Origin of the sequence: Sphingobacterium paramultivorum (assembly GCF_014109745.1) — a bacterium.
Lineage (GTDB): Bacteria > Bacteroidota > Bacteroidia > Sphingobacteriales > Sphingobacteriaceae > Sphingobacterium > Sphingobacterium paramultivorum.
Genome location: NZ_CP058555.1, coordinates 5,093,716 through 5,118,958, shown reverse-complemented (window position 1 = coordinate 5,118,958; position 25,243 = coordinate 5,093,716). Strand labels below are relative to the sequence as shown.

Genomic DNA, 25,243 nt, shown 5'->3' with positions numbered 1-25,243 from the left:
TTAATTCTTTAAAGAAGTTTCACCTAAGAAAGAATGTATAATGGCTTGGCTCCCTTGGTGATTTGGATCTAACTGCTGCACTTGTGCCAAATAATCCATTGCCAAAGCACGATCTCCATTCCCCAAATACCCCAATCCCATGACATACAGACAATGTATTTTATTCTTATGATCCAGATTTTCCTCCCAAATATCCATATCAGGCAAGGAAACTGCAAAATAATCTATTTTAAAGGGCTTGTCAATAAATAACTTTCCATGATCTATTAAACATTGAAAACGTTGTTCAGCTCGCACCGGATCACCAAGCTCATGCCAGGCTAAACCTTGATAAAATATCTTATCTGGTTGTGGATCATTATAGAAAAGGGCTTGCTGGGGTTCATCAGCACCTTCTGTTGCTTTATAGAAATAAACCTTAGCTTCTTCGTCCATACCCAATAAACGATGGACAAGTCCCTTATAATAGTGAATATCGTTTTCTTCCATTGTAATCAGCTTACCTTCACCAAGGTTATGTGGATAATAATCAATCGCCTTTAGTAAGGAAAGCGCCTGCTGCAGTTCATTTTGCAGTATCGATTTTTTGGCCAATTCCAGCTGACATATGGTGTATTGACGAGAGACCTTACCTTCTCCTCCTTCCCAGGGCTTAAACTGCCGGGAAGCAAGCAACGTTTTCGCGCTCTCGTATTCGCCCAAGAGATTAAACAGGGTGATGCGCTCCAAGAATAGATCATCCCTAAGCTTCACCAAATCCGGATATCGATCGAGTAACGCCAACCTTTCTTTGTAAGAGCGTCCCTCCTTCTTGTAGAGCTGATGAAGCTCCATGAGTAAACGTGCATCAGTTTCATCCAATGAAAATGCGCTCTCCAATAGGGGTACAGCTTCTTTCTTCTTGTCTATCCGATTATAATAAGCTAGGGCCAAATTACGATAAACGGTAGGAAACTGTCCATCCAGTTGGATCGCATGCTCCCAACAGTCAACAGCATCCTGATGCTGTCTTTTACCATACCAAAGATTGCCCAAATAATACGAGGCCTTTGCGTCAGCACTATTTAAAACTATGGCATGTCGGAGAATTGCAATCTCTTCCAAACGATTTGGAAAACAATAAGTCGGATCCATAACGACGGCTTGGTCACAATAAGTTTTTGCCTTGTCATGCAAGCCCAAATGAGTTGCGAAATAACCTAGTGTATAATATACCATTGGGTAAACTAAGGTTACGTCTTCAATGGTTTTTTCAAGGAGTAAAGATGCTTCTTCATACAGACCGGCATGAGCAAAATCCAATGCATACTCTATCACACTATGAATATTAACGCGCGCTAAATCGAGAATAGGAGAAAATATCGATTCTTCTTGTGTTAACAGGTACCATTCGAATCGACAGCCCATATTAAACGGATCCAATTCCATTGATTCTTGAATACATGCTAAAGCGGCATCTTTTGCCCCGAGTTTTCTTAAAATAGAGGCCTTCAGCTGTCTTCCTTTATGGTGATACCAGTTTCTGCTCAATGAGTGATCTATTTTTTCCAAAGCAGCTTTCCAATCGCCTCTCTTCGCATCAATTTGTGCCAAACCAAAATAGCCAGAATCCTTCCATGCGGCATTCCATGTTGCTTTGTAGAAAGCTGCATAAGCTCCATTCAGATCCCCAGATAGTTGCAGAGCTACACCAAGGTTGTAATAAGGTTCTCCATCATAAGGATTGGTATTACGCTCCGTAGCGCGAGCGATCGCGGTCTCAAAATAAATAATGGACTCCTCTATCTTACCGTTCCGCAACAAGAAAGCGCCCATTGCATTATTACATCTGATGTCGCTCGGTTCACGTCGCAGAGCTTCCTTATAATAATCCAATGGGTTATAAGTTGCATGTCGGTACTGCTCCAGATGCTGTCCTGTCAAAAACAATTCTTCGATAGAACAAATATCTTCGGGCAGCAATGCTGCCTGTGCTGGTTTGGGTATATCTTTGGCATCCTTCGCCTGTTCTTGCTGGTAGACCAATATTTCATGGTTATTTTTATCATACACAGTCAATATGAGTTCGGTTGGTACACTGTCCAATACAGCAACACTTTGGGTATAAATATTCCGAGGAGAACAAGTCACTTGTTCGTCCAAATAGATTTTACCGGCCGTATTACGTAACAAAATACGTATACTTTCATAGGTCCCTGTTGTATACAGGACAATGTGAGCGGTCTGCTCCCGAATCTCCATATTGAGCACCGCATCTTTTGTTGCATTTTTCACCTGTCCGACTTCTGCGTAAGGCATAAAATACTGCGACCAGGATTTCACTTCATAGGGTTGTAACCAAGCAAAATCAGGCTGATTATCTGTATATACACCAGCCATCAATTCAATATATGGTCCATTTTCATCTGTCAAGTTTCTATCCCAAGCGACACCAAAGTCACCATTTCCCCAGGTCCACTGTTTTTTCCCCGGTGAAATGTGATGGTCGGCCACATGTAACATCCCCGCATTGGTAGCACCGGCCTCATAGCCGCCAACGAAGTTGTATTTCGATTGAATGGCCATATAGGATGTCGGAACAGGAATATTCTTGTATTGCGCAATATCAACACCTGCCGAGTAATCGTACTTGTAATAGGTCCCCGTAGCAATCGGGAAAAAAGAAACCTCTCGCTTTCCATGATCAAAAACGGCATTGACATCGGGAGGGAACACAGAATAATAGTCGTCATTCACAACAACAGCCGGATTGGCCCACCACAGAAAAGTTTGTGGCAATGCTGTCCGATTATACACCTGAACCTTGATTTCCAGATACGCTTTGTCGGGATGCAAAGTAAATCCCTGCATGGCCTTCATCCGAAACATACGCTCGATTTCGTTGCACCAAACCGTAATACTTCCATCGCTGTTGTGTTCGATTAAATGCTCTGTTGGCATAAAAGTAGTCGGTCGATGATGCTGGGGCCAATTAAATTCAATCCCTCCGGAAATCCAAGGACCAGTGAGCCCAACCAAAGCGGGCTTGATAACTTCATTATAGTAAACGAAATGTCGTTCTCTAACTTTATCATAAGCCATATGAACCCGTCCACCTAAAGCTGGAAGAATCATCACCTTGATATATTCATTTTCAAGAAATAGCGCTTGATAGATCTTGTTTCGCTTTTGATCGCTAATTTTCTCTATGATCGGATAGGGATATACTACCCCCGAGCTACCTTGGTATACGCGCTTTTCGGCAAATATGGGATTCTTCTCCATCGTCCCAATCTCGTATGTTGGAATCGCAACCTGCTCCTCCCATGCTTTTACGATCCCTTTCTGGTCAACTGTTGATTTTATGAGGTAACGAGTCAATTCTGTCATTTTCTTAATACGCTAATAGGTTTATATAGGTCGAGTTGATTATCCTAGTGCCAATTATCCTTCCAGTTCTTGTTCAATTTCTTCTAAGCTTTTTCCTTTGGTCTCTTTCAGTCGGCTCCATAGAAACAGATAGCCAATAAAACAGACTCCACCATACAGCCAGAATGTACCAGCTGCGCCCAGATTTTGATTCAGTAAAGGAAAAGTATAAGTGAGCACAAAACATGCAATCCATAATAACGATGTCGCAATCGCCATGGCCTGCGCCCTTACAGCGGTAGGGAATATTTCGGCTATGATTACCCAAGTAACAGGTGCCAAGGTCATTGCATACACCGCAATTCCGGCTAACACAAGCAGAAGCACGAAAATTCCACTGCAATTGAAATAATAACAAGCTCCTAAGGCAATATAAATCACAAAAAGTCCTGCCGATCCGAAGAGCATCAATGCACGACGACCAATTCGATCGACCAGATACATGCCGATGAATGTAAAAATTACATTGATCACTCCAGTGATAATAATATTGAAAAGCATCCCCGAAACTGTATATCCAGCAGCCGTAAAAATTTCTTGGGCGTAATTAAAAATAACATTAATCCCACACCACTGCTGAAAGACCGCAATAAAACTCCCGAGCAACAACAACCGCAGCAACTTGCCCTGAAATAAATTTCTTTTTCGAGCTTTACCCTGACTTAGCTCAGCCGCCTCGGCAATAGATCGTATATTTTCTGCTGCATATTCATCTCCACCCATGCGTAAAAACACGCGCTTTGCCTGTTCGTGCTTCCCTTTCGAATACAACCAACGGGGACTTTCGGGAATCAGGAAAAGTAATACCAAAAAAAAGACCGCTGGGATCGCACCTGCCCAAAACATCCACCTCCAACCCTCTTGCCCATTCCAGGTTTCTAGAATAGATTCTCCAGCTAAAACCGGCTTAGCAATGAGCCAATTAACCACCTGTGCTGTAAGTATGCCCAGTACAATGGTTAATTGATTGACTGATACAAATTTTCCCCGACTTTCTGCAGGGGCGATTTCCGCGATATACATCGGAGCCAAATTGGAGGCTACACCAATACCTATCCCGCCCAAAATCCGATAAATAATAAAGGTGTCAAGTTCGGACGCCATGCCGGTTCCCAATGCAGAAATTATAAATAAAATTGCAGCTGTATAAATCAGTGGTTTTCTACCAAAGCGATCTGCCAATCCCCCCGAGAGCAGTACACCAACAAAGCTTCCCACAATCGCCGAAGACATGGCCCATCCTTGCAATGCAGGATCGGATTCCAAATGAAAATAAGCCTCATAAAATGGTTTCGCACCTCCAATAACTACCCAATCATATCCAAATAGAAATCCACCAATAGCAGCCACAAAAGTGATCAATAGCAGATAAGTCGTCGCAGTCTTTTGCATAAGAGTTTACATATTTAGATTTACTTAGGTAAAAGTAATGGATTACTTGGGGAGAATCATGTAAGTGAACACGATAAACATGTAAAATATTACTATTTTTATAAGGATAACCAAAAACAAGCTCGATTTATGAAACAAAACCAAGATGTCATCGCTGAAGGATTCAAAGGAGAAAAGGCGATTGTCCTTCCCTATGCCGTCTGCAATTACCTGGCAGACAATAGCATTACATCAAAATTACACATCACACATATCGGCTATTATCCCAATGCAAAAAAACACTACCGTGATCGTCAAGAAGGATGTAAGGAATATATTCTGATTTATTGCGAAGAAGGAAGTGGTTGGATAAAACAGGATGAAACAACGCACAACCTTAAAAGAAACGATGTATTTATAATACCGAAAGATTGTGCACATTGCTATGGAGCAAAATCAAATGATCCCTGGAGCATCTATTGGATTCATTTCATCGGGACAGATGCGGCTCTTTTTAAACATATCATGGGCGAAGTGATTCATATAGATGACGCGGATTCAAACAAACATGCCAACCGCATCCAGCTCTTCGAGAGCATCTACAAAAACCTCGAGATGGGATACAGTCCAGAAAATTTGGAGTATACGAGTTTTTGCTTTCAATATTTTTTAGCTTCCATTCAATATCAGGCACAGTTTAGAGAAAGTAACCGAATTCAAGTAGACAATATCATACAGGATATCATCATATTTATGAAAGACAATCTGGAGACCAATATCAATTTGGATGATATTTCAGCACATTTCAACTATTCCAAATCACATCTTATTAACTTGTTCAAGCAGAAAACATCTTACCCACCCATGGTATATTACAATCAACTCCGTATGCAAAGAGCTTGCTCTTATCTACAATTTACACTACTTAAGATTAAAGAAATCGCATTCAAACTCCACTTTTATGACCCCTTTCATTTTTCAAAAACGTTTACACGAGAAATGAAAATGTCGCCACAAGAATATCGCAAAAAATATCAAAAATAAAGTCGGTTAAACCCTTCGGATTCATAAGCCATCTAGACCAGTTACCTCTAAACGATTGGTTATAAACGATTAGCTCTCCATTCGAACATCTTTTCTTGGCTATCTCTCACTCTTCATCGACACTCAAACCGGCCAATACACAACGTATAGCGTTTAGCGAAGTATTGCGGCATTATTCAAAATTGGGTGTCCTTTTCCCTAAAAATGCTGAAACACCTTCTTTGAAATCTTCTGTTCCGAACAAATGTCCGAAGGCATCCATTTCCAACTTATTTCCGTTTTGTTGTCTATCCTCTGCAGCATTAATAGCTGCAATAGCATTTGCCACTGCAACGCGCGAGCGCGTAAATATCTTTTGGAGTATTTCCTCCGCTCGGGCAATTAGTTTATCCTGTGCGATCACCTCATTGACCAGTCCTAGTTCATAAGCTCGCTGCGCATCAATCATATCGCCAGTTAAAATCATTTGCATAGCCTGTCCTTTTCCGATCAATTTGGGCAAACGCTGCGTACCTCCGTAACCCGGAATCAGGCCCAAAGAAACCTCCGGAAGTCCCATTTTGGCATTTTCAGAAGCTATACGGATATGGCAAGCTAAAGCCATCTCCAGCCCTCCGCCTAAAGCATATCCATTTATAGCAGCAATAACTGGCTTAGGAGAACCTTCGATAAGATCCGTAAAGATAATATGCCCTCTTTCACTAAGCCATCGCGCCTGAATCACAGACAAATCCATAAATTCCTTGATATCCGCGCCCGCGGCAAATGCTTTATGTCCGGCGCCAGTCAGGATAATACCCCTTACATGATCATCGGAATTGAAATGTTTGAAGATATCTTGCAATTCATCAAGCGTTTCCTGATTTAAGGCATTCAGTTGCGGCTCGCGATTAATGATGACATAGCCAATACTATCTTTAATGGCATACTTTAAATTTGAATATTGAACCATAATTGCTAAAAATTAAAATGTAAGGATGCCGTAAAAGTATCAGAAGGAACTCCTTCACCGCCTTTATAGCTTAATCTCTTTTTATACTCTAATCTAATCAATTTAAAGATATTATCCACCCCCACAAGTCCTTCTACATAAGGTTTATTTCGCACTGCTTTTGTTTGAATAATACCATCCTTGTCCGCTTCAAACTGAATATTTTCGGGCGTAACAAAGGGATTGTTGGCATCGCTTAACTTTCCATAAAACGCCTTGAATCCTGTTACTTCACGCCACTTTAACCGTCTGAACAAAGGAATTCTATTAAAAAAGAAACCATTCCAATTGTGGTAATAAGTCAATTTCAAAAACTGGTCTGAAACAAATTCCGAGGTAGCCATCAAGTCAAAATTCACCAACGGGCCCTGCTTATCTTTAGTGACTTCTGGAAGTTCCAGTAAGGTATAAGGCAGGTGTTTCCCCCAAATTCTCCCGCCTGAGAATTCAAAATCAGCCTGTCCTGCTGGCGATAAGAACAATCGTTTGAACACACTGAACCGCAACGCATCATAACTATAATCTGCCCCCCAAAATCCTTTCAGGCCTTTATTATATTGCAGGGTAAAAATGGGATATTTATTTTCTACTGTTCCCCTGTCGAGATTATGATAAGTAAATTCTTCATTCGGAGCCCAACGCAAAATTAGCTGTAGATCATTTGTATTTACTTGGCGGATTGTATCCGGTAAAGGTAGACTATTGATATAAAACAAATCACCGCGAGGTTGTCTGCGGGTATGTGTAAATGCCGTTCCTACACTAATATGGTTCCCAAATTCGATCAGATGATCGATACGATAGATATCATTAAACTGCCATTTATTCGGTCTGTTTTTCCCAAAAGAACGGAAGAAACCATCTCCTTTTAAAAAACCCAAACCTCGCCCCGGTTCCATAACGTCGTGCTGTACGGTAAAGCGCAAATAATTTGCCGGAAACTGAACAATACGTTCTCCATTTAAAGTAAATGCCGTACTCAAGTAGTATTTTAGCGCTTTGTCTTTATCGCCATAGGCTGTGTATCCTTCAATGTAGGCCTTTTCCGAAAACAACCGTGTTGTTCGACCACTCATCCTAAAACGATTCCCTTCGTAATTATTACGGCTATAAAGATATTCCAGAGGACCAAACTCAACTTTCCCGGCATTATAATACCCCTTTGCCAATAAATAGCCCAATGCTACTAACTGATTAAAAGAACGCATATTCTGTACCGAATCAACTTTTTGATATGCCCCTAATTCAGCATGGCTTAATGGGCTTGGTCTGACCCCTCCTATGGGTACATGCGGTGCGGACTGGAGGAGATACCTTTTTTCAACAGGTACACCCGCAAAATTCTCATTCGAAATAGAATCGGTGCGATGTCCTAAGTATTGGGTTTCCCTGCGCCCATACAATACATCCGACTTGCTCCCGCCAAATAACATTTTCAGGTCTGCATGAACGGGAAGCATGCTACCGTTTTTAAATTCGCTATAGCTGAGATCTATCTGCACGTCATTTATCCAATTGATATTTGCAGTACGTCCGATATTCAATGTCGCGCGATGAACGGCATACCTTGTATCATCTGAGATTAGTAGATCACCATAGAAGAGCAGATCAATTTCCGATTTACCTTCAAAATGGAGCTCAATATAATCCTTCCCCTCTATCTTAATCGTATCTTGAATTTTGTATTTATAAAATGCCGTGGCACCGGCTGCAATAGGGCTTAAGACCCCTTTGTTTGTGATCTGAATTGTATTATCATAGAGATCAACATCACGGAGTATCGTCTGAAACCGTGTCTGCCAATTATCATTGTTAAAAAAACGTGGATTTAATTCGGTCTGATTGTGGCTAATGACAATCTTCTTACTCCGATCTGGATTATGGGACGAATAGATATTAGCATAGTTTTCTTCCAAATAAAAGGGTGCTATGGTCTGCCCCCGAAAAGCTGTAGAATCGACATTTTCAAAGAGGAATCGGAATGGTTTCGGAAATTTTTTCGCTTTATCCTCAGGATTGACAAAACCAAATTGCGTCTTCTCGTATTCGTCAAAACGAATTTCAGGTATTCGGGTATAATGATTTTGTGGTCGATGCGCTATCACCTGTTCGATCAGTGCAATAGCTGGATCTTTAGGCTTTTTGTTTTTTCGATTGACCACGACCTCCTCTAATGTATTATTCGAGGCAATTAAATGCACCGTCAGCATAGAATCTTGTAAACGACGAACATCCACCGTCCGCCGCTCATACCCCACTGCTCCAAATACAAGTTGTCTGTATTTCTTGATATCTAGAATCTTAAAATACCCAAGGGTATCACTACTACCACCACTATCTTCCCCAAGCCAGTTGATTGAAACCCTTGAAATGCCCTTGCCTGTTTGTGCATCAACAACCTTTCCACGAATAAAGTCCTGTGCAATTACTTGTCCGCAGATAACGAAGAAAAGTAACACACATAAAACATGAATCGAAAAAGATTTAACACACACTTTAAACGCCATCTGCAATTTGATAGGATTTCTTTTTTACAATATACAATTTGTATGCAAGAGTTATACCAATAAAAATAAAAAAAGCACAGCGAAATCGCCATGCTCTAATAAACAACAAGTATTTTAACAGAAACTTTATATTAATTTTAAAAGGCAGTCTGGATATACCCCAATTAAGATTGTAAGCATTACGGCAAGGAATAATACCAATGAATAATTCCACTGCACATTGACACAGGATTCGTCACTGTCTCTAAAGTACATCGCAACGACAACTTTTAAGTAGTAATACACGGCAATGCCTGCATTGATTACCGCCAATACGAGCAAAACAATATGATAATTTTCCATAACAGAAGAAAACATCATAAACTTACCGATAAATCCAGCTGTCAGTGGTATTCCCGCAAGAGAAAGCATGGCTATCGTGATGGCAAATGCGAGCAAAGGATTTCGTTTGCCCAAGCCATTAAAAGCTTCAAAATGCTCGGAGCCAGTCGTTTTCTTGACAAGGATCAATCCCGTAAAGGCAACAATGGTTGCCAGTGAATAGGCAAGGCCATAAGCAAAGATACTATTAGCCGAAGTAGCCCCAACTGCTACAATCGCAAATAACATATACCCAGCATGCGAAACACTTGAATAGGCAAGCATGCGTTTGAAGGAAGACTGCATTAATGCAGAAATATTTCCAACAAATAAGGTAAGAATGGCGATCACTAAGAAAACCGGAGTCCAAAAATCTTGTAAAGGCAATAGACTATAACTGAATAAACGTAACAATCCAGCAAAAGAAGCAACTTTAACGACCGTACTCATATAACTCGTAATCAGTATCGGAGCTCCATCATAAACATCTGGTGTCCAGAAATGAAAGGGAACAGCCCCCACCTTGAACGTCAGTCCCACAATGAGGAGCAATATACCTCCATAAAACAAAGGCGAAATTGCCTGCGGGTTATTGACAACATAGTCTTTGATTTCACCTAAATCAAATGATCCTGTAGCACCGTATAACAGGGCAATACCAAACAGCAGAAACCCGGTAGAGAAAGCTCCCATCAAAAAGTACTTTAATGCCGCTTCATTTGATGCTTTGTCTCTTTTACGTATACCGACCAAAATATAAAGCGCTACAGACATAATTTCAATACCTAAAAAAAGCATTGAAAAATTATGATAACTATTCACAAGAACAGCACCTGTGAGGGAGAAAATCAATAACGAATAATACTCCGCAATTTGTCCCTCCTCATCGAAATATCCCTTTGATATTACAAAGATGCACAAGGTAACCGCGATACATAAGATCGAGAAAGCAATAGCATAATGATCAAAATGAACCATCCCACTATAGAGAGGTCCGCTGGTAGAAGTCCAGTCATTCCATAAGAAACCAATAGCGACCAAGAAGCCAAGAATAGAAACAGGCAGCAGCATAGATTTCATCTTGAATAAACCAAGATAAAGGACGACTAATGCTAATATCGAAAGTGTAATTATTGCACCCATACAATTAAATATATCTATTATCTGCCTAAAAATGTACTTAAAACTTCCACAGAACCTGCAGAAAGGTTCAATAGGAAATTAGGGAATATACCAATATAAAGGATCAATACGGAGACCACTGTCAATACAATAAGTTCCGTTCCTTTTACATCTTCAAATTGTATAGTTCTTTCGGTCGTTTCTCCCAGCATCGTTCCTTGATAAAGCCTAAGGATATAAACTGCACCCAGAATTAAGGTTAAACCCGCGAAAACCGCAAACCAAAATCCATATTGAAAGACGCCTTTCAATAATAAAAACTCACCAATAAATCCATTCGTTAATGGTAACCCCACTGCTCCCATACAAATAATCATAAAGAAGATGGCCAACCGAGGCGCCTTGCTTGCTATTCCGCCGAGCTCAGTGAGACTACGTGTCTGTGTGCGTTGCTGTATAATATCCAACACATAAAAAAGCCCTATCACAGAAATACCGTGATTTAACATTTGAATAGTTGCTCCACTCAGGCCATTCGTATTCCATGTGAAGACACCAGCACTAATTAAGCCAACGTGGGCTATTGATGAATATGCGATCAATCGCTTCACATCATCTTGTTTAATTGCAATAATGGAAGCATAAACGATCCCAATAACGCATAAGATCATTGCAAAATGTCCGTATAGAGCAACACCAGCCGGTGCAATAGGCAATAGCCAACGCATTAAACCATAAACCCCCATTTTGAGCATGATACCCGCCAACAACATCGTACCTGCTGCAGGTGCGTTTGTATACGTATTGGGTTGCCAGGTATGAAAAGGAAAAATTGGTATTTTGATGGCGAAAGCAACAAAAAAAGCCCAAAATAACCATCTCTGCGTATTTTCCCCCAAATCTAATGCTATAAATGAAGTCCATTCAAAATCACGATTGGGTACTTGTTGATAGAGATAAAGAATACCGATCAACATCAAAAGGCTCCCCAAAAAAGTATAAATAAAGAATTTCAAATTTACGCGAATACGATCTCCTTCACCCCAAAGTGCACAAATAAAATAAATCGGAATCAAGGCAATCTCCCAACCCACATAAAAAGTAAACGCATCCAAGGCCATAAATACGAGCAATAAGCCCGCTTGCATAAAAGCCATTAATGCATAAAAGTTTCCTTTATAATCCTTCTTAAAGGTTGTAGCAATAATTAAAGGCATCAGTCCATTCGTCAATAATATCAGCGGCAAGCTAATTCCATCAACGCCGATATGAAAATGAATATGCAATGAAGAAATCCATAGCCAATTTTGTTCAAATTGCATTCCGCCATTTGCGTCAAAAGTACAAAGGAAAGGAATAGTCAAAGCCAAAGACAGTAATGATAAAATCAAGGCAATAGACTTTGCAGCATTGGTCTTTAAAAACGTTAGAATCAATGCGCTTATTAACGGCAATAAAATAAGTAAAAACAAGTTATCCATCGATTACACCAAAATTAAAGACTCAACAATCCATAGATGAAAATGGCAATCACCCCAATTACCATCATCAATAAATAAAAACCAACATTACCATTCTGGAGCAAACGCAATACTTTTCCTGTATCAAATGTTGCTTTCCCGGCACCATTAACAACACCGTCAATGCCACGTTGATCCACAACATTCCCGAAGAAAGACGAGAGCCAATTGATGGGACGTACAATGATGCTATCATAAAGTTCATCCACGTAAAACTTATTGTAAGATAGATTCGCCAAGAAACTTCTGGTACCTTCTCCCGCTTCAGGTAACTGTTGTCGTTTAACATACTTGTTAAAGGCTAAAGCAACCATAATCAATACTCCAACAACAGAAACAGCCATTAATAAATATTCAGTACTGTGTTCCAAATGATGAGTTGCAGGCATTATTGCTTTTCCCTCTGAGAACACCGGCGCCAGGAAGTCCTCAAGCCAATGATTACCACCCAAAACAGCTGGTAAGTTGATCACACCTCCAACCACAGAAAGTATAGCCAATACAATGAGTGGCATTGTCATACTCTTTGGAGATTCATGCAAATGATGTTTTTGCTCTTCCGTACCACGGAATGTTCCAAAAAAGGTCATAAACAGCATCCTAAACATATAGAATGCCGTCATTAATGCACCAATAAAACCTAAACCCCATAAGACCGGACTAGCGGCAAAAGCCCCCGCCAATATTTCGTCTTTGGAGAAGAAGCCAGAGAATGGCGGAATTCCTGCAATCGCGATTGTCCCCATCAACATCGTCAGATAAGTAATAGGCATTGCTTTCTTCAAGCCGCCCATTTTACGCATATCCTGTTCCTCACTCATACCATGTATAACAGATCCGGCCCCTAAGAATAGTAATGCTTTGAAAAAGGCATGAGTCAATACATGGAAAAACGCTCCAGTAAATGCTCCGACACCGAGGCCAAGAAACATATAGCCCAATTGTGAAACTGTGGAATAAGCCAATACTTTCTTAATATCATTTTGTGTCAATGCAATCGCAGCAGCTAACAGGGCTGTACAGATAGCTATGACAGAAATGAGCTGCAACGTAAACGGTGAAAGAATAAACAATACATTGGAACGTGCAATCATATAAATACCGGCTGTAACCATCGTCGCCGCATGGATCAGGGCCGACACGGGTGTCGGGCCAGCCATGGCATCTGGCAACCAGGTAAACAAAGGTATCTGCGCCGATTTACCTGTTGCAGCAATAAATAACAAAATGGTAATGCTAACGACTGTGATATCACCAACAGCAAAATTCTTGGCCGCTGGAAATACAGTCGAAAATTCTAAGGAGCCAAAAGTCCCAAGTATTAAAAATACCGCAAGCAGAAAACCTAAATCTCCTATTCTATTCATCACAAATGCTTTTTTTGCCGCATTTGCATACGAACTATTCTTATACCAAAAGCCAATCAATAAATAGGAACATAGTCCTACACCTTCCCAGCCTATGAACATGACCAGGTAATTGGATCCCAATACCAATAGCAACATAAAAAAGATAAAGAGATTCAAATAAGCGAAGAACTTACCAAATCCATTATCATGATGCATATAACCAATAGAATAGACATGGATAAGGAAACCAATTCCCGTAACGATTAAGAGCATAATCGCACTTAACGGATCTACTAAAAAGGACAGACCGATCTTGAGATTGCCCACTGCAATCCAATCAAATACATGTTGTTCAATGATGCCTGCTTGTCCAGCTTGTCTCGCTTGGTAGACTTCGGAGAAAAGAAGGCAGCTACATACAAAAGAAATAAGCACTACAGCACTGCCAACAGCGCCTATCATACCTTTGGAAAAGGTATTCCTACCCAATCCGTTCACTATAAACCCGATTAAGGGCAAAAGGGGAATCAACCAAACTAATTCACTCATCGTATTTATTTCTTAAGTTCTACCAACGAAGTTTATTTAAGGAATCGATATCCACAGACTTCGTATTCCGATATACCATAATAATAATCGCAAGGCCTACGGCAACTTCTGCCGCCGCCAATGCCATGATAAAGAAGACAAAGACCTGTCCAGACGCATCGCCATGCTGCACGGAAAAAGCAGCTAAAAGAAGATTCACCGCATTCAGCATCAATTCAATAGACATCATAATAATAATGACGTTACGGCGAATAAGAACACCGATAACACCAATAACGAAAATAATCGCACAAAAAATCAGATAATGATTTATTGGCACCCCCTGTAACTGTTGAACAACTGTTTCCATTAGATTTGTTTAGGTTCTTTCTTAGCTAATAATATTGCTCCAATCATTGCCGTCAATAACAATAATGATGATAACTCAAAAGGAAGCAAAAATTCGTTAAACAACACCTTACCCAGATTCTTAACCAACCCGATTTCTGGATTAACAACAGTCAAGGGATTAGAAATATCAAATACGCGGTATACACCGAAGAAAGTCACCAATAGGCAACAGCCGGCGATAACCCCCATAAACTTAACCAAGTTGGATTTCATGGGTTCGGTATCCTTATTCAGGTTGAGCAGCATCAATACAAATAAAAACAAAACCATGATGGCTCCCATATATACGATGAAATTCACCACAGCCAGAAACTGTGCATTCAAAAGAATATAATGTATTGTAAACGTAAAAAACGTAATGACCAGATACAGTACACTGTGTACAGGATTTTTTGTAAAAATGGTCAGCAGCGCAAAGAAAATAGACAAGAAGGCTACAAAATAAAATACTGTCATAATTTCCTGTTTTAGCTCTTTAATTTGGTAATATCAAAAGTTGGTTCTACCAATTTATCTTTTCCATAGATAAAATCCTTACGGAGATAATCTGCTGTCACATGCGGTCCATCCAGATAAATCGCTTCTTTCGGACAGGCCTCTTCACATAGACCACAGAAAATACAACGCAACATATTGATTTCATATACCGACGCATATTTTTCTTCGCGGTAAAGATTTTCTTCACCTTTTTTCCGCTCGGCAGCAGTCATTGTAATCGCCTCTGCAGGGCAGGACAAAGCACATAATCCACAGGCTGTACATCGCTCACGCCCTTCCTCATCACGTTTGAGCGAATGTTGCCCTCTGAAGTTTTTCGAATAAGGTCTTATTTCCTCAGGATATTTAATGGTTGGAATTTTCTTGAAAAAATGCCTTAATGTAATGCGTAAACCTTTGATAATAGCCGGAAAGTAAATTCTTTCCGAAAATGTCATCGGTTTTTGTTCGATTACTTTTTTACGATTGGTTAGTTGCATAAAAAGTCCTTTCTTATGAGAAATAAGTATCTTTAATCAATGTAAATACACCTGTAAGTACAATATTGGCAATCGCCAATGGAATCAACATCTTCCAGCCCAGATTCATCAATTGATCGTAGCGGAAACGTGGTAAAGTCCAACGCACCCACATAAAGAAAAAGATAAACAGCAATATTTTAATGAAGAATGCAACCACCCCGATGATCGTGATCATATTGGCCGACCATCCCAGATCATTCATAAAAGGGAAATTATAACCGCCAAAATAAAGTGATGCCATCAATGCAGAGGAAACGAACATGTTAATATATTCGGAAAACATGTAGAGTCCCAATTTCATGGAGGAGTACTCCGTATGGTAACCACCAACAAGCTCCGTTTCACATTCTGGCAAATCAAACGGAACCCGATTACACTCGGCAAAAGCACAGACCATAAAAATGATAAAACCCAGCGGCTGTGCCCAGATATTCCAATTGACAAAACCAGACTGTTGAGCAACAATTTCTTCCAGTGTCAAGGTACGCGTCACCATCAACAGAGCGATAAGCGACAATCCCATTGCAATCTCATAGCTGATACTCTGTGACGCTGCACGAATTGCACCCATAAGCGAGAATTTATTATTGGAGGCCCAGCCACCCAACATGATACCATATACGCCAAGTGCAATCACACCAAACATATACAACACCCCAACATTGATACCCTGCGCAACCTGCAAAGAAATTGTGCGATCTCCAATCTGCAATTCCTGTCCCCAAGGAATAACGGCTGAACTAATACATGCCGTTATAATCGCAATTGTAGGCCCCAAAATAAAGAGCACCTTGTGTGCGCCCGCAGGGATAATTTCCTCTTTAAAGAAAAACTTCCCCCCGTCACATAAAGGTTGTAAGATTCCGAAGATACCGGCCCGATCGGGGCCATATCGATCTTGCATAAAGCCTGCAATTTTACGTTCCGCAAGTGTCGAATACATCGCGATCACCAAGGTGATAACGAATACAATAGACACCAGTATTAATTTTTCTATGACAAAAGACCACTCCATATTTGTGATTATTTCAATTTTTCTGTTCTAGCCAACTGTTCGCGATTTTGTTCCTGTAGCATTGGATTCTCCTTAACAACTTTCGGCGGATTAAATAACTCGTAGTGATTGGCAGAAATGACGGAATGTCGGTCTATTTCTGTCGGTTCCTCTAAGACCCAATCGCTTGTTTTTTTCTGATCAAAGCGACAGGTATTACAGATAAACTCTTCCACTTCACCAAACTCATCCTTTCGAGCAGTTACCCGAATGACCTCTTCTCCCTTATACCATAAGGTTACCTTACCCGAACATGTCGGACAATCACGATGAGCATCGACAGGCTTCGTAAACCATACCCTGTTCTTGAAACGGAAGGTTTTATCTGTCAAAGCTCCCACAGGACATACATCAATAACATTTCCGGAGAAATCGTTATCGATTACATTTTCAATATAAGTCGATATCTCGGCGTGATCTCCTCGTCCTAAGATACCGTGTACACGCTGGTCAGTCAACTGATTTGCGACATAAACACAACGGTAACATAAGATACAACGGTTCATATGCAATTGGATCTTATCGCCCAAATCAATGCGTTCGAAGGTACGTCGATTGAATTCGTAGCGTGTATGAGCACTGCCGTGTTCATATCCAAGATCCTGCAATTTACATTCACCAGCCTGATCGCAGATTGGACAATCTAAGGGATGGTTAATCAATAAGATTTCAACAACACCTTTTCTCGCTTCCACCACCTCTGGCGAAGTAATATTTTGTACTTCCATACCGTCCATTACCGTTGTACGACAAGAAGCCACCAATTTCGGCATCGGTCTTGGATCCTTTTCAGATCCCTTGGAGACTTTTACCAAACAGGTACGGCATTTACCGCCACTTCCCTCCAGTTTGGAGTAGTAACACATTGCCGGAGGGACTATATCGCCGCCGATCTGTCTCGCTGCATTTAATATGCTTGTCCCAGGAGCAACCTCTACCGGTATACCATCGATGGTGACCTTAAACTTTACATCTTCCGCTTCTGCCATGATATGATTAATTTATCGTTACAGCTTCTATTATGATACTATTGGTTGTAAAGGATCAGCATAATGTGCCAGTCCATAATTTCTTGTTTGTGACTCTTCCGGATGCAGGATATGCCATTCAAATTCATCCCTAAAGTGTCGTATTGCAGCTGCCACAGGCCATGCCGCAGCATCCCCCAATGGGCAAATCGTATTCCCTTCTATTTTTCGTTGAACGTCCCACAGTAAATCAATATCTTCCATAGCACCATGACCGCTCTCGATCTTATGCAGTACCTTCTCCATCCAACCCGTTCCTTCACGACAAGGCGAGCATTGACCACAGCTTTCATGATGGTAGAATCGCGCAAAGTTCCAGGTATTACGCACCACGCACTGATCCTCATCAAATACGATGAAACCACCTGATCCAAGCATTGTACCAGTTTGGAAGCCACCATCAGCCAATGACTCATAAGTCATCAATCGGCTATTTCCAGCAGCAGTTTTCAAGATTAGATTAGCCGGTAAAATAGGCACCGAAGAACCTCCGGCTACGACAGCCTTCATTCGTTTCCCATTGGCAATACCACCACAATATTCGTCCGAGTAAATAAATTCTTCAACGGGCAGACCGAGTTCGATCTCATAGACCCCTGGTTTTACAATATTTCCGCTAGCGGAAATTAATTTTGTTCCGGTACTACGCTCTACACCGATCTTAGCATACTCTTCACCACCCAAATTAATAATGGGAACTGTCGTTGCAATAGACTCCACATTATTCACCACTGTTGGGCAGTTATATAAACCCGCTATCGCTGGAAAAGGGGGTTTAATACGTGGGTTACCTCGTTTACCTTCTAAGGACTCTAATAAAGCCGTTTCCTCACCGCATATATACGCTCCGCCTCCCGGTTGAACATAGATCTCTAGATCATACCCCGAACCCAAAATATTTTTACCCAAAAACCCTTTTTCCTTGGCTTCAGCAATAGCACGCTCCAGAATTCTGATCTGTGGCATCATCTCTCCACGCACATAGATATAAGACGTGTGAGCCCCCAAAGCGAAGCTGGATACAATCATTCCCTCAATAAGTGCATGCGGAATATGTGTCATTAGATAACGGTCTTTGAATGTCCCTGGTTCAGACTCGTCGGCATTACAGACCAAATAGCGCGGCACCCCCTCAGGTTTGGCCAAAAAGGACCATTTCATCCCCGTAGGAAAACCGGCTCCGCCACGGCCACGTAATCCAGACTTCTTAACCTCTTCGACAACATCCTCAGGAGACATTGTCTTTAATACTTTTTCAACAGCAACATAACCACCTTTTTGTCGATAGACCTCAAAGGTATTGATGCCAGGAACATCGATATGAGTCAACAAAAGTTTACGTGCCATATTATTCTGTTTTAGCTTTTAAATTATCAATCAATTCGTCGACTTTATCTTCTGTCAGATTCTCATAGAATGTATATTCAGGACCGATCTGTAAGACTGGTCCAAAACCACAGGCAGCCAAACATTCTACACCACGCCAAGAGAAAAGCCCATCGCTTGTGACCTGCCCTTCCTTTACACCGAGCTTTTGTTCTAAATGCCCCATGATACGCTCTGCACCGACCAAACAACAGGGGCCGGTACGACAAATCTCCAGTACATATTTTCCTTTAGGTTGCAACAGGAACATGGTATAGAAGGTTGCCACCTCATATACCTCAATCGGTAATATATTCAGGTAAACAGCAACCTTATCCATCGCATCTGCGCTGACCCAGCCGTATTCCGCCTGAACCAAATGTAAAATGGGCAATAAGCCTGATTTCTGCTTTCCTTCGGGGTAACGGCTTACCACTTCTCCAAACTTGGCTAACAATTCTGGAGAAAACGTTACATTTTCATTATGTTGTTTTACACTAAGCATCTAATTCTCCAGCTATAACGTTAAGACTACTCATATTTATAATGGCATCTGAAATCAGCATTCCTGCACTCATTGGTGCAAACATCTGATAATTGACAAAAGAAGGTCTCCTAAAGTGAAGACGATAAGGTGACCGTCCACCATCGTGAATCAAATAAAAACCAAGTTCGCCATTTGCACCTTCGACCGCATGATAGACTTCTGCTTTTGGTGTGTCCACCTCACCCATGACGATTTTAAAATGGTAAATTAGAGCCTCCATATTGGTATACACCTGTTCTTTCGGAGGTAAATAGAAATCAGGCACCTCCGCATGGAAGACGCCTTTAGGTTCTTTCTCAATTTTCTCTAATGCCTGTTCAATAATCCGAAGTGATTGCCACATTTCGGCATTCCGAACCATGAAACGATCGTATACATCACCTGTCGTGCCAACAGGTACATCGAAATCAAATTCTTCATACGAGCAATAAGGATTCTGTACACGCACATCGTAATCTACACCTGTCGCCCGTAAAATAGGGCCAGACCAGCTATAATCCAGGGCATCTTCTGCTGTTACAGCAGCAACACCCGACGTTCTTTCTATAAAAATGCGGTTACGAACAAACAACTCTTCAAACTCTTGCAATACCGGAGGATAGCGTTTCAGAAATTCACGTATTTTCTCAAAGGCTATAGCATTGAAATCACGCTCGAAGCCTCCAATACGACCAATATTCGTTGTCAGACGAGCGCCACAGATTTCTTCAAAGATTTCATAGATAAACTCGCGTTCCTGCATCACATACAAAAAGCCCGAAAAAGCACCCGTATCTACCCCCAAAATACCATTACAAATAATATGATCCGCAATACGGGCAAGCTCCATGACGATAACACGCATGTACTGCACCCGCTTAGGAATCTCTATCTTGAGTAGTTTTTCAACGGTCATATGCCAGCCCATATTATTGATTGGAGACGAGCAATAATTTAGACGATCAGTCAAAGGCGTTATTTGATAAAAAGGTCGATGTTCAGCAATTTTTTCAAATGCGCGGTGAATATAACCGATCGTGGACACGCCACTCACAATACGCTCGCCATCGATTTGTACCACGTTCTGAAATACGCCATGCGTAGCGGGGTGCGTGGGACCAATATTTAGGGTAATCAACTCGTCTTGCGGATCGTTGTCTTCGAAGACTGGCTGATTAGATGTTATCTTGCTTATAAATTCGCTCATATCGTATAAATTAACGGCCGAAATACAAATCTTTCTTATCTACGCGATTTGGATCCTCTAAAGGATATTCCTTACGCATTGGAAACACCTCCATATCATCTACATTCAGAATCCTTCTCAAATCGGGATGCCCTATAAAATTGACACCAAAAAAATCAAAAGTCTCACGTTCCATCCAGTTCGCACCTTTCCAAACAACGGTTGCCGTTGGAATTTCAGGATTCGGTCCATGCAAAAAGACCTTTATCCGAATTCGAATATTATGAACGAGACTATGTATATGATAGACGACAGCAAATTCCTTTTCTAAATGCGGATAATGCACCGCCGTAATATCGGTCAGATGGATAAACTGCAACTCCTTATTCGATTTCAAGAAACGAAGTACTTCGATCACATTTTCCGTATCCACGACAATCGTCAATACATTGTGTGCATCTTGAATTTCGTTAATCTGTGCCGGAAAATTTCCTTGGAGCTTATCCAATAAAAAACTGTTTTCCATCATCTATTTATTTATATGTATTCCGTACTTTTCAAGCAGCGCTTTGTATTCGGGTGTATTTCTCCGGTTCAATGATTCATTCTTTACAATATCCTGTAGACGCAACACGCCATCCAAAATTGCTTCTGGACGGGGAGGACAACCAGGTACGTACACATCAACCGGTATGATTTCGTCTATTCCTTGTAAGACAGAATACGTATCGAAAATACCACCACTAGATGCACAGGCCCCAACAGCAATTACCCAGCGCGGCTCAGCCATTTGCACATACACCTGCTTTAACACCGGAGCCATTTTCTTAGCAATGGTACCCATCACCAATAGCATATCGGCCTGACGCGGTGAAAAACTAGGGCGCTCGGCACCGAATCTAGCCAAATCGTAAGTAGAGCCCATCGTTGCCATAAACTCGATACCACAGCAGGATGTGGCGAAGGGCAAAGGCCATAACGAGTTGGCTCGGGCTAAGCCAATGGCCTTGTCCAAACTTGTCGCAAAAAAACCTGCGCCTTCTACTCCCGGAGGAGCTTCTGCCAATTTTATATCACTCATGAAAAGTCGATTTTATAAAGGTTTAAGTATCATTGACCCCAAAGAGCCAACCATCACGGGAATATCTAATCCCAACTCAATGCTTTTTTCTTGATCACATAGATAAAGCCCAGCAAGAGCAGTCCCATGAAAATAAACATCTCGATCAAGCCCTGTAGCCCCATTTCCCGGAAGTTGACTGCCCATGGATACATGAAAATAACTTCAACATCAAATATGACAAACAGGATAGCGACCAAAAAATATTTTATGGAGAAAGGCTGCCTGGCATTTCCGACAACTTCAATTCCCGACTCAAAAGCCCCAAGCTTGTTTTCTGTACGGACTTTCGGTCCGATAAGATGTGTAATAATTATGGTACCTACTCCAAATCCTACAGCTACTAAAAGCTGTATAAATATAGGCAAGTAGTCTATCGGCATACTATTGGCTTGCTCCATCTCAATTAAAATTTATATTGGTAACTGTCTTTAAATATAGAGATTCCAAGGTAAAAAACAAAACAAAAAAGGCGTAGATATTACTATCTACGCCTAATTTAGAATGATTTTACTTAAGCTTATTTCAATGCACCTAGGTACCCTTTAACAGCTTCATTCGTTGGATCAATTGCCAATACTTTTTGGAAGCTTTCCTTCGCTTTAGGAAGATCTTGCTTCACATAATAGTAGAGACCGATATACGTGTTTGCATCGATCAAATAATTCTTATTCTTCTCTTGTGCCCCACGTTGATTGATAGCTTCGATCAATTTTTGGAACGGCGCCACGAAATCACCTTTAGGTTGCTCCAAGTTGTCCGCGGTTAAGGCAGCAAAAGCTTTATAATAAAGTGCATTGATCAAATATTTATCTTGTGCTTCTTTATTGTCTGTTGTTTCAATAACAGATAAGAAAGTCTGTGCTTTTAGCAAATCGGCAATTGCTTTGTCTCTCAATTCTTGATTAACTACCACTTGTTCCTCATTCTTGCTACCAGCATCTTCTTTAGCTCCGATTTGGTAATAGGCTTCTCCAGCATAGTAGTTTGCATCAAACAAATACGTCTTATTGTCTTTATAAGAAGCTACCAATTCAAATAACGAGGCTGCTGTCTGCAATTCTTGCTCTTGGTATTTAGCAAATGCCAACTCAGCTGTTTCTCCCAACAATTCTTTGTCTAAATCAATTGCTTTCTTAATATCGGCAATACCCTTTTGAATATTCGCTGTATTCTCTGCTGTCAATACCGGAGCCGCAGTAGCCGTACTATCCGCACCAGCAGCTGCTGGTTTTGGGCTATTTGCAGCAATCTCAGACATACCTAGATACATATAATCCAATGGAATTACACGATCTTTTTCCATTTTGCTAAACATCTGGTTTAAGTACTCCAGTGCTTTCGGATAATCCTTTGCTTTTTGGAAAGCGATATAACCCAAATAACGATAGATTTTTGGATCTACAGAAGGGTTTTTAGCTAATTCCTCAGAAACTACCTTCAAATCGTCATATTGACGCGCGTAAACCAAGAAATCGGCGTAACGGATTTTAGCTTCCAATGAATTATCACCCGCAACTTCAAGATATTTCTTGTATTGTTCAACACCTTTCTTATTTAACTCGACATATTTCTCGTCAGAAGTACCCGGTAATCTAGACCATTGATTGTATGTTTCAGCCAATTCACGGTAAGTCGGCGCGTATGCCGGAGTTTCCGCCGCAATAGCTTCCAATTGTGTGATAGCCTCATCAAATGCTTGCGCGCCACGTACGATCACAGCCTGTCCAACTTTCGCTTGTACTGAATTTGGATCGATATCAGTCGCTTCACCATAGCTTGTATAGGCTAATGAACCTTCTTTTAAACCACGGTATGCATCACCTAATGCGATAGGAACTGCAACATCTTTTTTGTTTTTTTCTTTCGCTTGCGTTAGGTATTCCAAAGCTTTCGCATAATCGGGCTCAGGCGTTTTTATATATGCACGACCGATTTCCAATAATGGTTCATAATCTTTTTTACCTAATTTTGCGGTTGCCAAAGCGAATTTAGATTCAGCGCTCGCTTTATCCTTTTTCATTAAGTCAACATAGCCCAAACCTACATTATTGATTGTAGCCTTTGGATCAGCAGCCAAACCTTGGTTGAAAATCGCAGCGGCAGAATCCGCTCTGTCGTTTACCAAATAAATTTGACCCAAATAGAAATAATTATCTCCATTCTTAGGTTGCTTAGTCACTAACTGTTGAAGGATAGTTTTCGCTTTACCATAATTCTCAGCCTCGATGGCTGCTCTAGCATCTTTCAAACTTTGTGCACTTACTGTGCCCACAGATCCCGCCAATAAAAGACTAAATAATAATTTACTGTTTGTCATAATCTATTTTTGTACTATTTATTATCTATTTAATATAACTTTCATCTCTAATAATGATCTCCCGTCCAGGCATTGTGGCAGGAACCAATCCAGCTTTCAATACAATACGTTGTCCACGATCTCCTGTCAAAAAGGCACTGAAGCCCAAACCTAAGCCCATATTCGGCTGATAGTTCATAATGTAGACAGGTCTTACAAAAGGATATAAGCCGTCGGCGATAGTCGATTGGGACGGTCGATAAAAACTGACCTTTTCTCCCTCCTTACCAACACTTTCGATGCTCAATGTACGAATTTTCTCCAATAAATTCGAATTTTTTTCTACTGCTTTTAAATACCAATTATAACCAATAACACCCACTGTATTCGCATTCTCGCTCACATATTTCATCACATCTTCACTATCTTTCAAAGCAGAAACAGCTTTCGGATCGATTTTGTTCAATTTAAAATAATCTTTCAAATAGCGCAGTGTGCTTGAATTGGCGTTGTCAAAGATCAATCGTTGTCCTGCTAAGTTACCTTCCAACAAAGACTTAACGTCCTTTTGAGGCATTATAGTATCTGCACTGTTACGATTATTGATCAATACAACTGCATCCGACGCCATTTGGAATATTTTAGGTTGAATACCTCGCTTTTTAAAGTAGCTATCTTCCTCATTTGTCAGCTTGCGCGTCAAAACAACCACATAGGCCGAATCGCCAAGCAATGCATTCACCGCTTTAATTTCAGGACGAGCGATAAGCTCCAAATTCGAGTTTGGATAAGAGCTCTCAAACACATCCGCAGATTCCTGGACAATAGGCAACAAAGTTTGATCCACAATAACAGGTAGCTTACCTGTTAAAATATCATCGCCCTCTTTCGCTTGCTTTGTTTTATTTTTACAGGAAACAAAAATGCCCATACAGATGCCAAGCATCACAAGAACCATTTTATATTTTCTCATATGATACATCATAAAATAAGACAGTTTAATTAAAAAATAGTTTAATTTTTGAAGAGAGAATT

General features: G+C 40.8%; 21 protein-coding genes. 1 reads left to right on the top strand and 20 read right to left on the bottom strand.

Going from position 1 to position 25,243, the window contains the following annotated elements; translation table 11 throughout:
* Both HS960_RS21365 and HS960_RS21360 read right to left on the bottom strand, forming a co-directional pair.
* A complete protein-coding gene (locus HS960_RS21365) occupies positions 1 to 3,369 on the bottom strand; it encodes a DUF5107 domain-containing protein (RefSeq protein WP_182330602.1) in 3,369 nt (1,122 codons plus the stop codon).
* Positions 3,370 to 3,423: 54 nt separating this feature from the next.
* Positions 3,424 to 4,800 carry a sugar porter family MFS transporter gene (locus HS960_RS21360; RefSeq protein WP_153844492.1) on the bottom strand — a complete coding sequence of 459 codons (1,377 nt, stop codon included), beginning with the start codon at positions 4,798 to 4,800 and terminating at the stop codon, positions 3,424 to 3,426.
* Between the two features lie 129 nt (positions 4,801 to 4,929).
* On the opposite strand from HS960_RS21360, the gene HS960_RS21355 reads away from it, so the two are divergent.
* Positions 4,930 to 5,823: an AraC family transcriptional regulator gene (locus tag HS960_RS21355; protein ID WP_182330601.1), complete on the top strand. Its 894-nt coding sequence runs from the start codon at positions 4,930 to 4,932 to the stop codon at positions 5,821 to 5,823.
* Positions 5,824 to 5,995: 172 nt separating this feature from the next.
* Here HS960_RS21355 and HS960_RS21350 read toward each other — a convergent pair whose 3' ends face one another.
* From HS960_RS21350 to HS960_RS21265, 18 genes are all read right to left on the bottom strand, one after another.
* Entirely contained in the window at positions 5,996 to 6,775 is a 780-nt protein-coding gene (locus HS960_RS21350; RefSeq protein ID WP_153844494.1) for an enoyl-CoA hydratase/isomerase family protein, read from the bottom strand.
* A 5-nt stretch (positions 6,776 to 6,780) separates the two neighbouring features.
* Positions 6,781 to 9,321 carry a DUF5686 family protein gene (locus HS960_RS21345; RefSeq protein WP_153844495.1) on the bottom strand — a complete coding sequence of 847 codons (2,541 nt, stop codon included), beginning with the start codon at positions 9,319 to 9,321 and terminating at the stop codon, positions 6,781 to 6,783.
* 126 nt (positions 9,322 to 9,447) lie between these two features.
* Positions 9,448 to 10,824, bottom strand: a complete 1,377-nt coding sequence (locus HS960_RS21340) for an NADH-quinone oxidoreductase subunit N (RefSeq protein WP_153844496.1) — start codon at positions 10,822 to 10,824, stop codon at positions 9,448 to 9,450.
* 17 nt (positions 10,825 to 10,841) lie between these two features.
* The gene (locus tag HS960_RS21335; protein ID WP_153844497.1) at positions 10,842 to 12,284 is read right to left on the bottom strand and encodes a complex I subunit 4 family protein; all 1,443 of its coding nucleotides are present in this window, start codon (positions 12,282 to 12,284) and stop codon (positions 10,842 to 10,844) included.
* A gap of 14 nt (positions 12,285 to 12,298) precedes the next feature.
* Complete coding sequence (gene nuoL / locus HS960_RS21330) at positions 12,299 to 14,221, bottom strand: NADH-quinone oxidoreductase subunit L (protein ID WP_159727570.1); 1,923 nt, start codon at positions 14,219 to 14,221, stop codon at positions 12,299 to 12,301.
* A gap of 19 nt (positions 14,222 to 14,240) precedes the next feature.
* A complete protein-coding gene (nuoK, locus tag HS960_RS21325) occupies positions 14,241 to 14,570 on the bottom strand; it encodes an NADH-quinone oxidoreductase subunit NuoK (protein ID WP_153844499.1) in 330 nt (109 codons plus the stop codon).
* A complete protein-coding gene (locus HS960_RS21320) occupies positions 14,570 to 15,067 on the bottom strand; it encodes an NADH-quinone oxidoreductase subunit J family protein (RefSeq protein WP_046673083.1) in 498 nt (165 codons plus the stop codon). Before HS960_RS21320 ends, nuoK begins: the two co-directional genes overlap by 1 nt.
* An 11-nt stretch (positions 15,068 to 15,078) precedes the next feature.
* Positions 15,079 to 15,588, bottom strand: coding sequence for a NuoI/complex I 23 kDa subunit family protein (locus HS960_RS21315; protein ID WP_070560982.1), 510 nt, complete (start codon positions 15,586 to 15,588; stop codon positions 15,079 to 15,081).
* Between the two features lie 13 nt (positions 15,589 to 15,601).
* Positions 15,602 to 16,645, bottom strand: coding sequence for an NADH-quinone oxidoreductase subunit NuoH (nuoH, locus tag HS960_RS21310; protein WP_153844500.1), 1,044 nt, complete (start codon positions 16,643 to 16,645; stop codon positions 15,602 to 15,604).
* Between the two features lie 8 nt (positions 16,646 to 16,653).
* The gene (locus tag HS960_RS21305) at positions 16,654 to 17,673 is read right to left on the bottom strand and encodes a 2Fe-2S iron-sulfur cluster-binding protein (RefSeq protein ID WP_153844501.1); all 1,020 of its coding nucleotides are present in this window, start codon (positions 17,671 to 17,673) and stop codon (positions 16,654 to 16,656) included.
* A gap of 30 nt (positions 17,674 to 17,703) precedes the next feature.
* The gene (nuoF, locus tag HS960_RS21300; RefSeq protein WP_153844502.1) at positions 17,704 to 19,059 is read right to left on the bottom strand and encodes an NADH-quinone oxidoreductase subunit NuoF; all 1,356 of its coding nucleotides are present in this window, start codon (positions 19,057 to 19,059) and stop codon (positions 17,704 to 17,706) included.
* A 1-nt stretch (position 19,060) separates the two neighbouring features.
* A complete protein-coding gene (locus HS960_RS21295) occupies positions 19,061 to 19,582 on the bottom strand; it encodes an NADH-quinone oxidoreductase subunit NuoE family protein (RefSeq protein ID WP_075990305.1) in 522 nt (173 codons plus the stop codon).
* The gene (locus HS960_RS21290; protein ID WP_182330600.1) at positions 19,575 to 20,810 is read right to left on the bottom strand and encodes an NADH-quinone oxidoreductase subunit D; all 1,236 of its coding nucleotides are present in this window, start codon (positions 20,808 to 20,810) and stop codon (positions 19,575 to 19,577) included. The genes HS960_RS21295 and HS960_RS21290 overlap by 8 nt, the downstream gene beginning before the upstream one ends.
* Positions 20,811 to 20,820: 10 nt before the next feature.
* Positions 20,821 to 21,318: an NADH-quinone oxidoreductase subunit C gene (locus HS960_RS21285; RefSeq protein ID WP_228280104.1), complete on the bottom strand. Its 498-nt coding sequence runs from the start codon at positions 21,316 to 21,318 to the stop codon at positions 20,821 to 20,823.
* Positions 21,319 to 21,870 carry an NADH-quinone oxidoreductase subunit B gene (locus HS960_RS21280; protein WP_153844503.1) on the bottom strand — a complete coding sequence of 184 codons (552 nt, stop codon included), beginning with the start codon at positions 21,868 to 21,870 and terminating at the stop codon, positions 21,319 to 21,321.
* 65 nt (positions 21,871 to 21,935) lie between these two features.
* Positions 21,936 to 22,310: an NADH-quinone oxidoreductase subunit A gene (locus tag HS960_RS21275; protein ID WP_088163316.1), complete on the bottom strand. Its 375-nt coding sequence runs from the start codon at positions 22,308 to 22,310 to the stop codon at positions 21,936 to 21,938.
* A gap of 119 nt (positions 22,311 to 22,429) precedes the next feature.
* The gene (locus tag HS960_RS21270) at positions 22,430 to 24,229 is read right to left on the bottom strand and encodes a tetratricopeptide repeat protein (protein WP_153844504.1); all 1,800 of its coding nucleotides are present in this window, start codon (positions 24,227 to 24,229) and stop codon (positions 22,430 to 22,432) included.
* Between the two features lie 25 nt (positions 24,230 to 24,254).
* Positions 24,255 to 25,181, bottom strand: coding sequence for a PstS family phosphate ABC transporter substrate-binding protein (locus HS960_RS21265; protein ID WP_227550073.1), 927 nt, complete (start codon positions 25,179 to 25,181; stop codon positions 24,255 to 24,257).
* Between the last annotated feature and the right edge of the window lie 62 nt (positions 25,182 to 25,243).

What these genes read in the sequence shown, in the direction of transcription:
- HS960_RS21365 (WP_182330602.1), bottom strand. Translation starts at nt 3,369, where the DNA reads ATGACAGAATTGACTCGTTACCTCATAAAATCAACAGTTGACCAGAAA.
- HS960_RS21360 (WP_153844492.1), bottom strand. Translation starts at nt 4,800, where the DNA reads ATGCAAAAGACTGCGACGACTTATCTGCTATTGATCACTTTTGTGGCT.
- HS960_RS21355 (WP_182330601.1), top strand. Translation starts at nt 4,930, where the DNA reads ATGAAACAAAACCAAGATGTCATCGCTGAAGGATTCAAAGGAGAAAAG.
- HS960_RS21350 (WP_153844494.1), bottom strand. Translation starts at nt 6,775, where the DNA reads ATGGTTCAATATTCAAATTTAAAGTATGCCATTAAAGATAGTATTGGC.
- HS960_RS21345 (WP_153844495.1), bottom strand. Translation starts at nt 9,321, where the DNA reads ATGGCGTTTAAAGTGTGTGTTAAATCTTTTTCGATTCATGTTTTATGT.
- HS960_RS21340 (WP_153844496.1), bottom strand. Translation starts at nt 10,824, where the DNA reads ATGGGTGCAATAATTACACTTTCGATATTAGCATTAGTCGTCCTTTAT.
- HS960_RS21335 (WP_153844497.1), bottom strand. Translation starts at nt 12,284, where the DNA reads ATGGATAACTTGTTTTTACTTATTTTATTGCCGTTAATAAGCGCATTG.
- nuoL (WP_159727570.1), bottom strand. Translation starts at nt 14,221, where the DNA reads ATGAGTGAATTAGTTTGGTTGATTCCCCTTTTGCCCTTAATCGGGTTT.
- nuoK (WP_153844499.1), bottom strand. Translation starts at nt 14,570, where the DNA reads ATGGAAACAGTTGTTCAACAGTTACAGGGGGTGCCAATAAATCATTAT.
- HS960_RS21320 (WP_046673083.1), bottom strand. Translation starts at nt 15,067, where the DNA reads ATGACAGTATTTTATTTTGTAGCCTTCTTGTCTATTTTCTTTGCGCTG.
- HS960_RS21315 (WP_070560982.1), bottom strand. Translation starts at nt 15,588, where the DNA reads ATGCAACTAACCAATCGTAAAAAAGTAATCGAACAAAAACCGATGACA.
- nuoH (WP_153844500.1), bottom strand. Translation starts at nt 16,645, where the DNA reads ATGGAGTGGTCTTTTGTCATAGAAAAATTAATACTGGTGTCTATTGTA.
- HS960_RS21305 (WP_153844501.1), bottom strand. Translation starts at nt 17,673, where the DNA reads ATGGCAGAAGCGGAAGATGTAAAGTTTAAGGTCACCATCGATGGTATA.
- nuoF (WP_153844502.1), bottom strand. Translation starts at nt 19,059, where the DNA reads ATGGCACGTAAACTTTTGTTGACTCATATCGATGTTCCTGGCATCAAT.
- HS960_RS21295 (WP_075990305.1), bottom strand. Translation starts at nt 19,582, where the DNA reads ATGCTTAGTGTAAAACAACATAATGAAAATGTAACGTTTTCTCCAGAA.
- HS960_RS21290 (WP_182330600.1), bottom strand. Translation starts at nt 20,810, where the DNA reads ATGAGCGAATTTATAAGCAAGATAACATCTAATCAGCCAGTCTTCGAA.
- HS960_RS21285 (WP_228280104.1), bottom strand. Translation starts at nt 21,318, where the DNA reads ATGATGGAAAACAGTTTTTTATTGGATAAGCTCCAAGGAAATTTTCCG.
- HS960_RS21280 (WP_153844503.1), bottom strand. Translation starts at nt 21,870, where the DNA reads ATGAGTGATATAAAATTGGCAGAAGCTCCTCCGGGAGTAGAAGGCGCA.
- HS960_RS21275 (WP_088163316.1), bottom strand. Translation starts at nt 22,310, where the DNA reads ATGGAGCAAGCCAATAGTATGCCGATAGACTACTTGCCTATATTTATA.
- HS960_RS21270 (WP_153844504.1), bottom strand. Translation starts at nt 24,229, where the DNA reads ATGACAAACAGTAAATTATTATTTAGTCTTTTATTGGCGGGATCTGTG.
- HS960_RS21265 (WP_227550073.1), bottom strand. Translation starts at nt 25,181, where the DNA reads ATGAGAAAATATAAAATGGTTCTTGTGATGCTTGGCATCTGTATGGGC.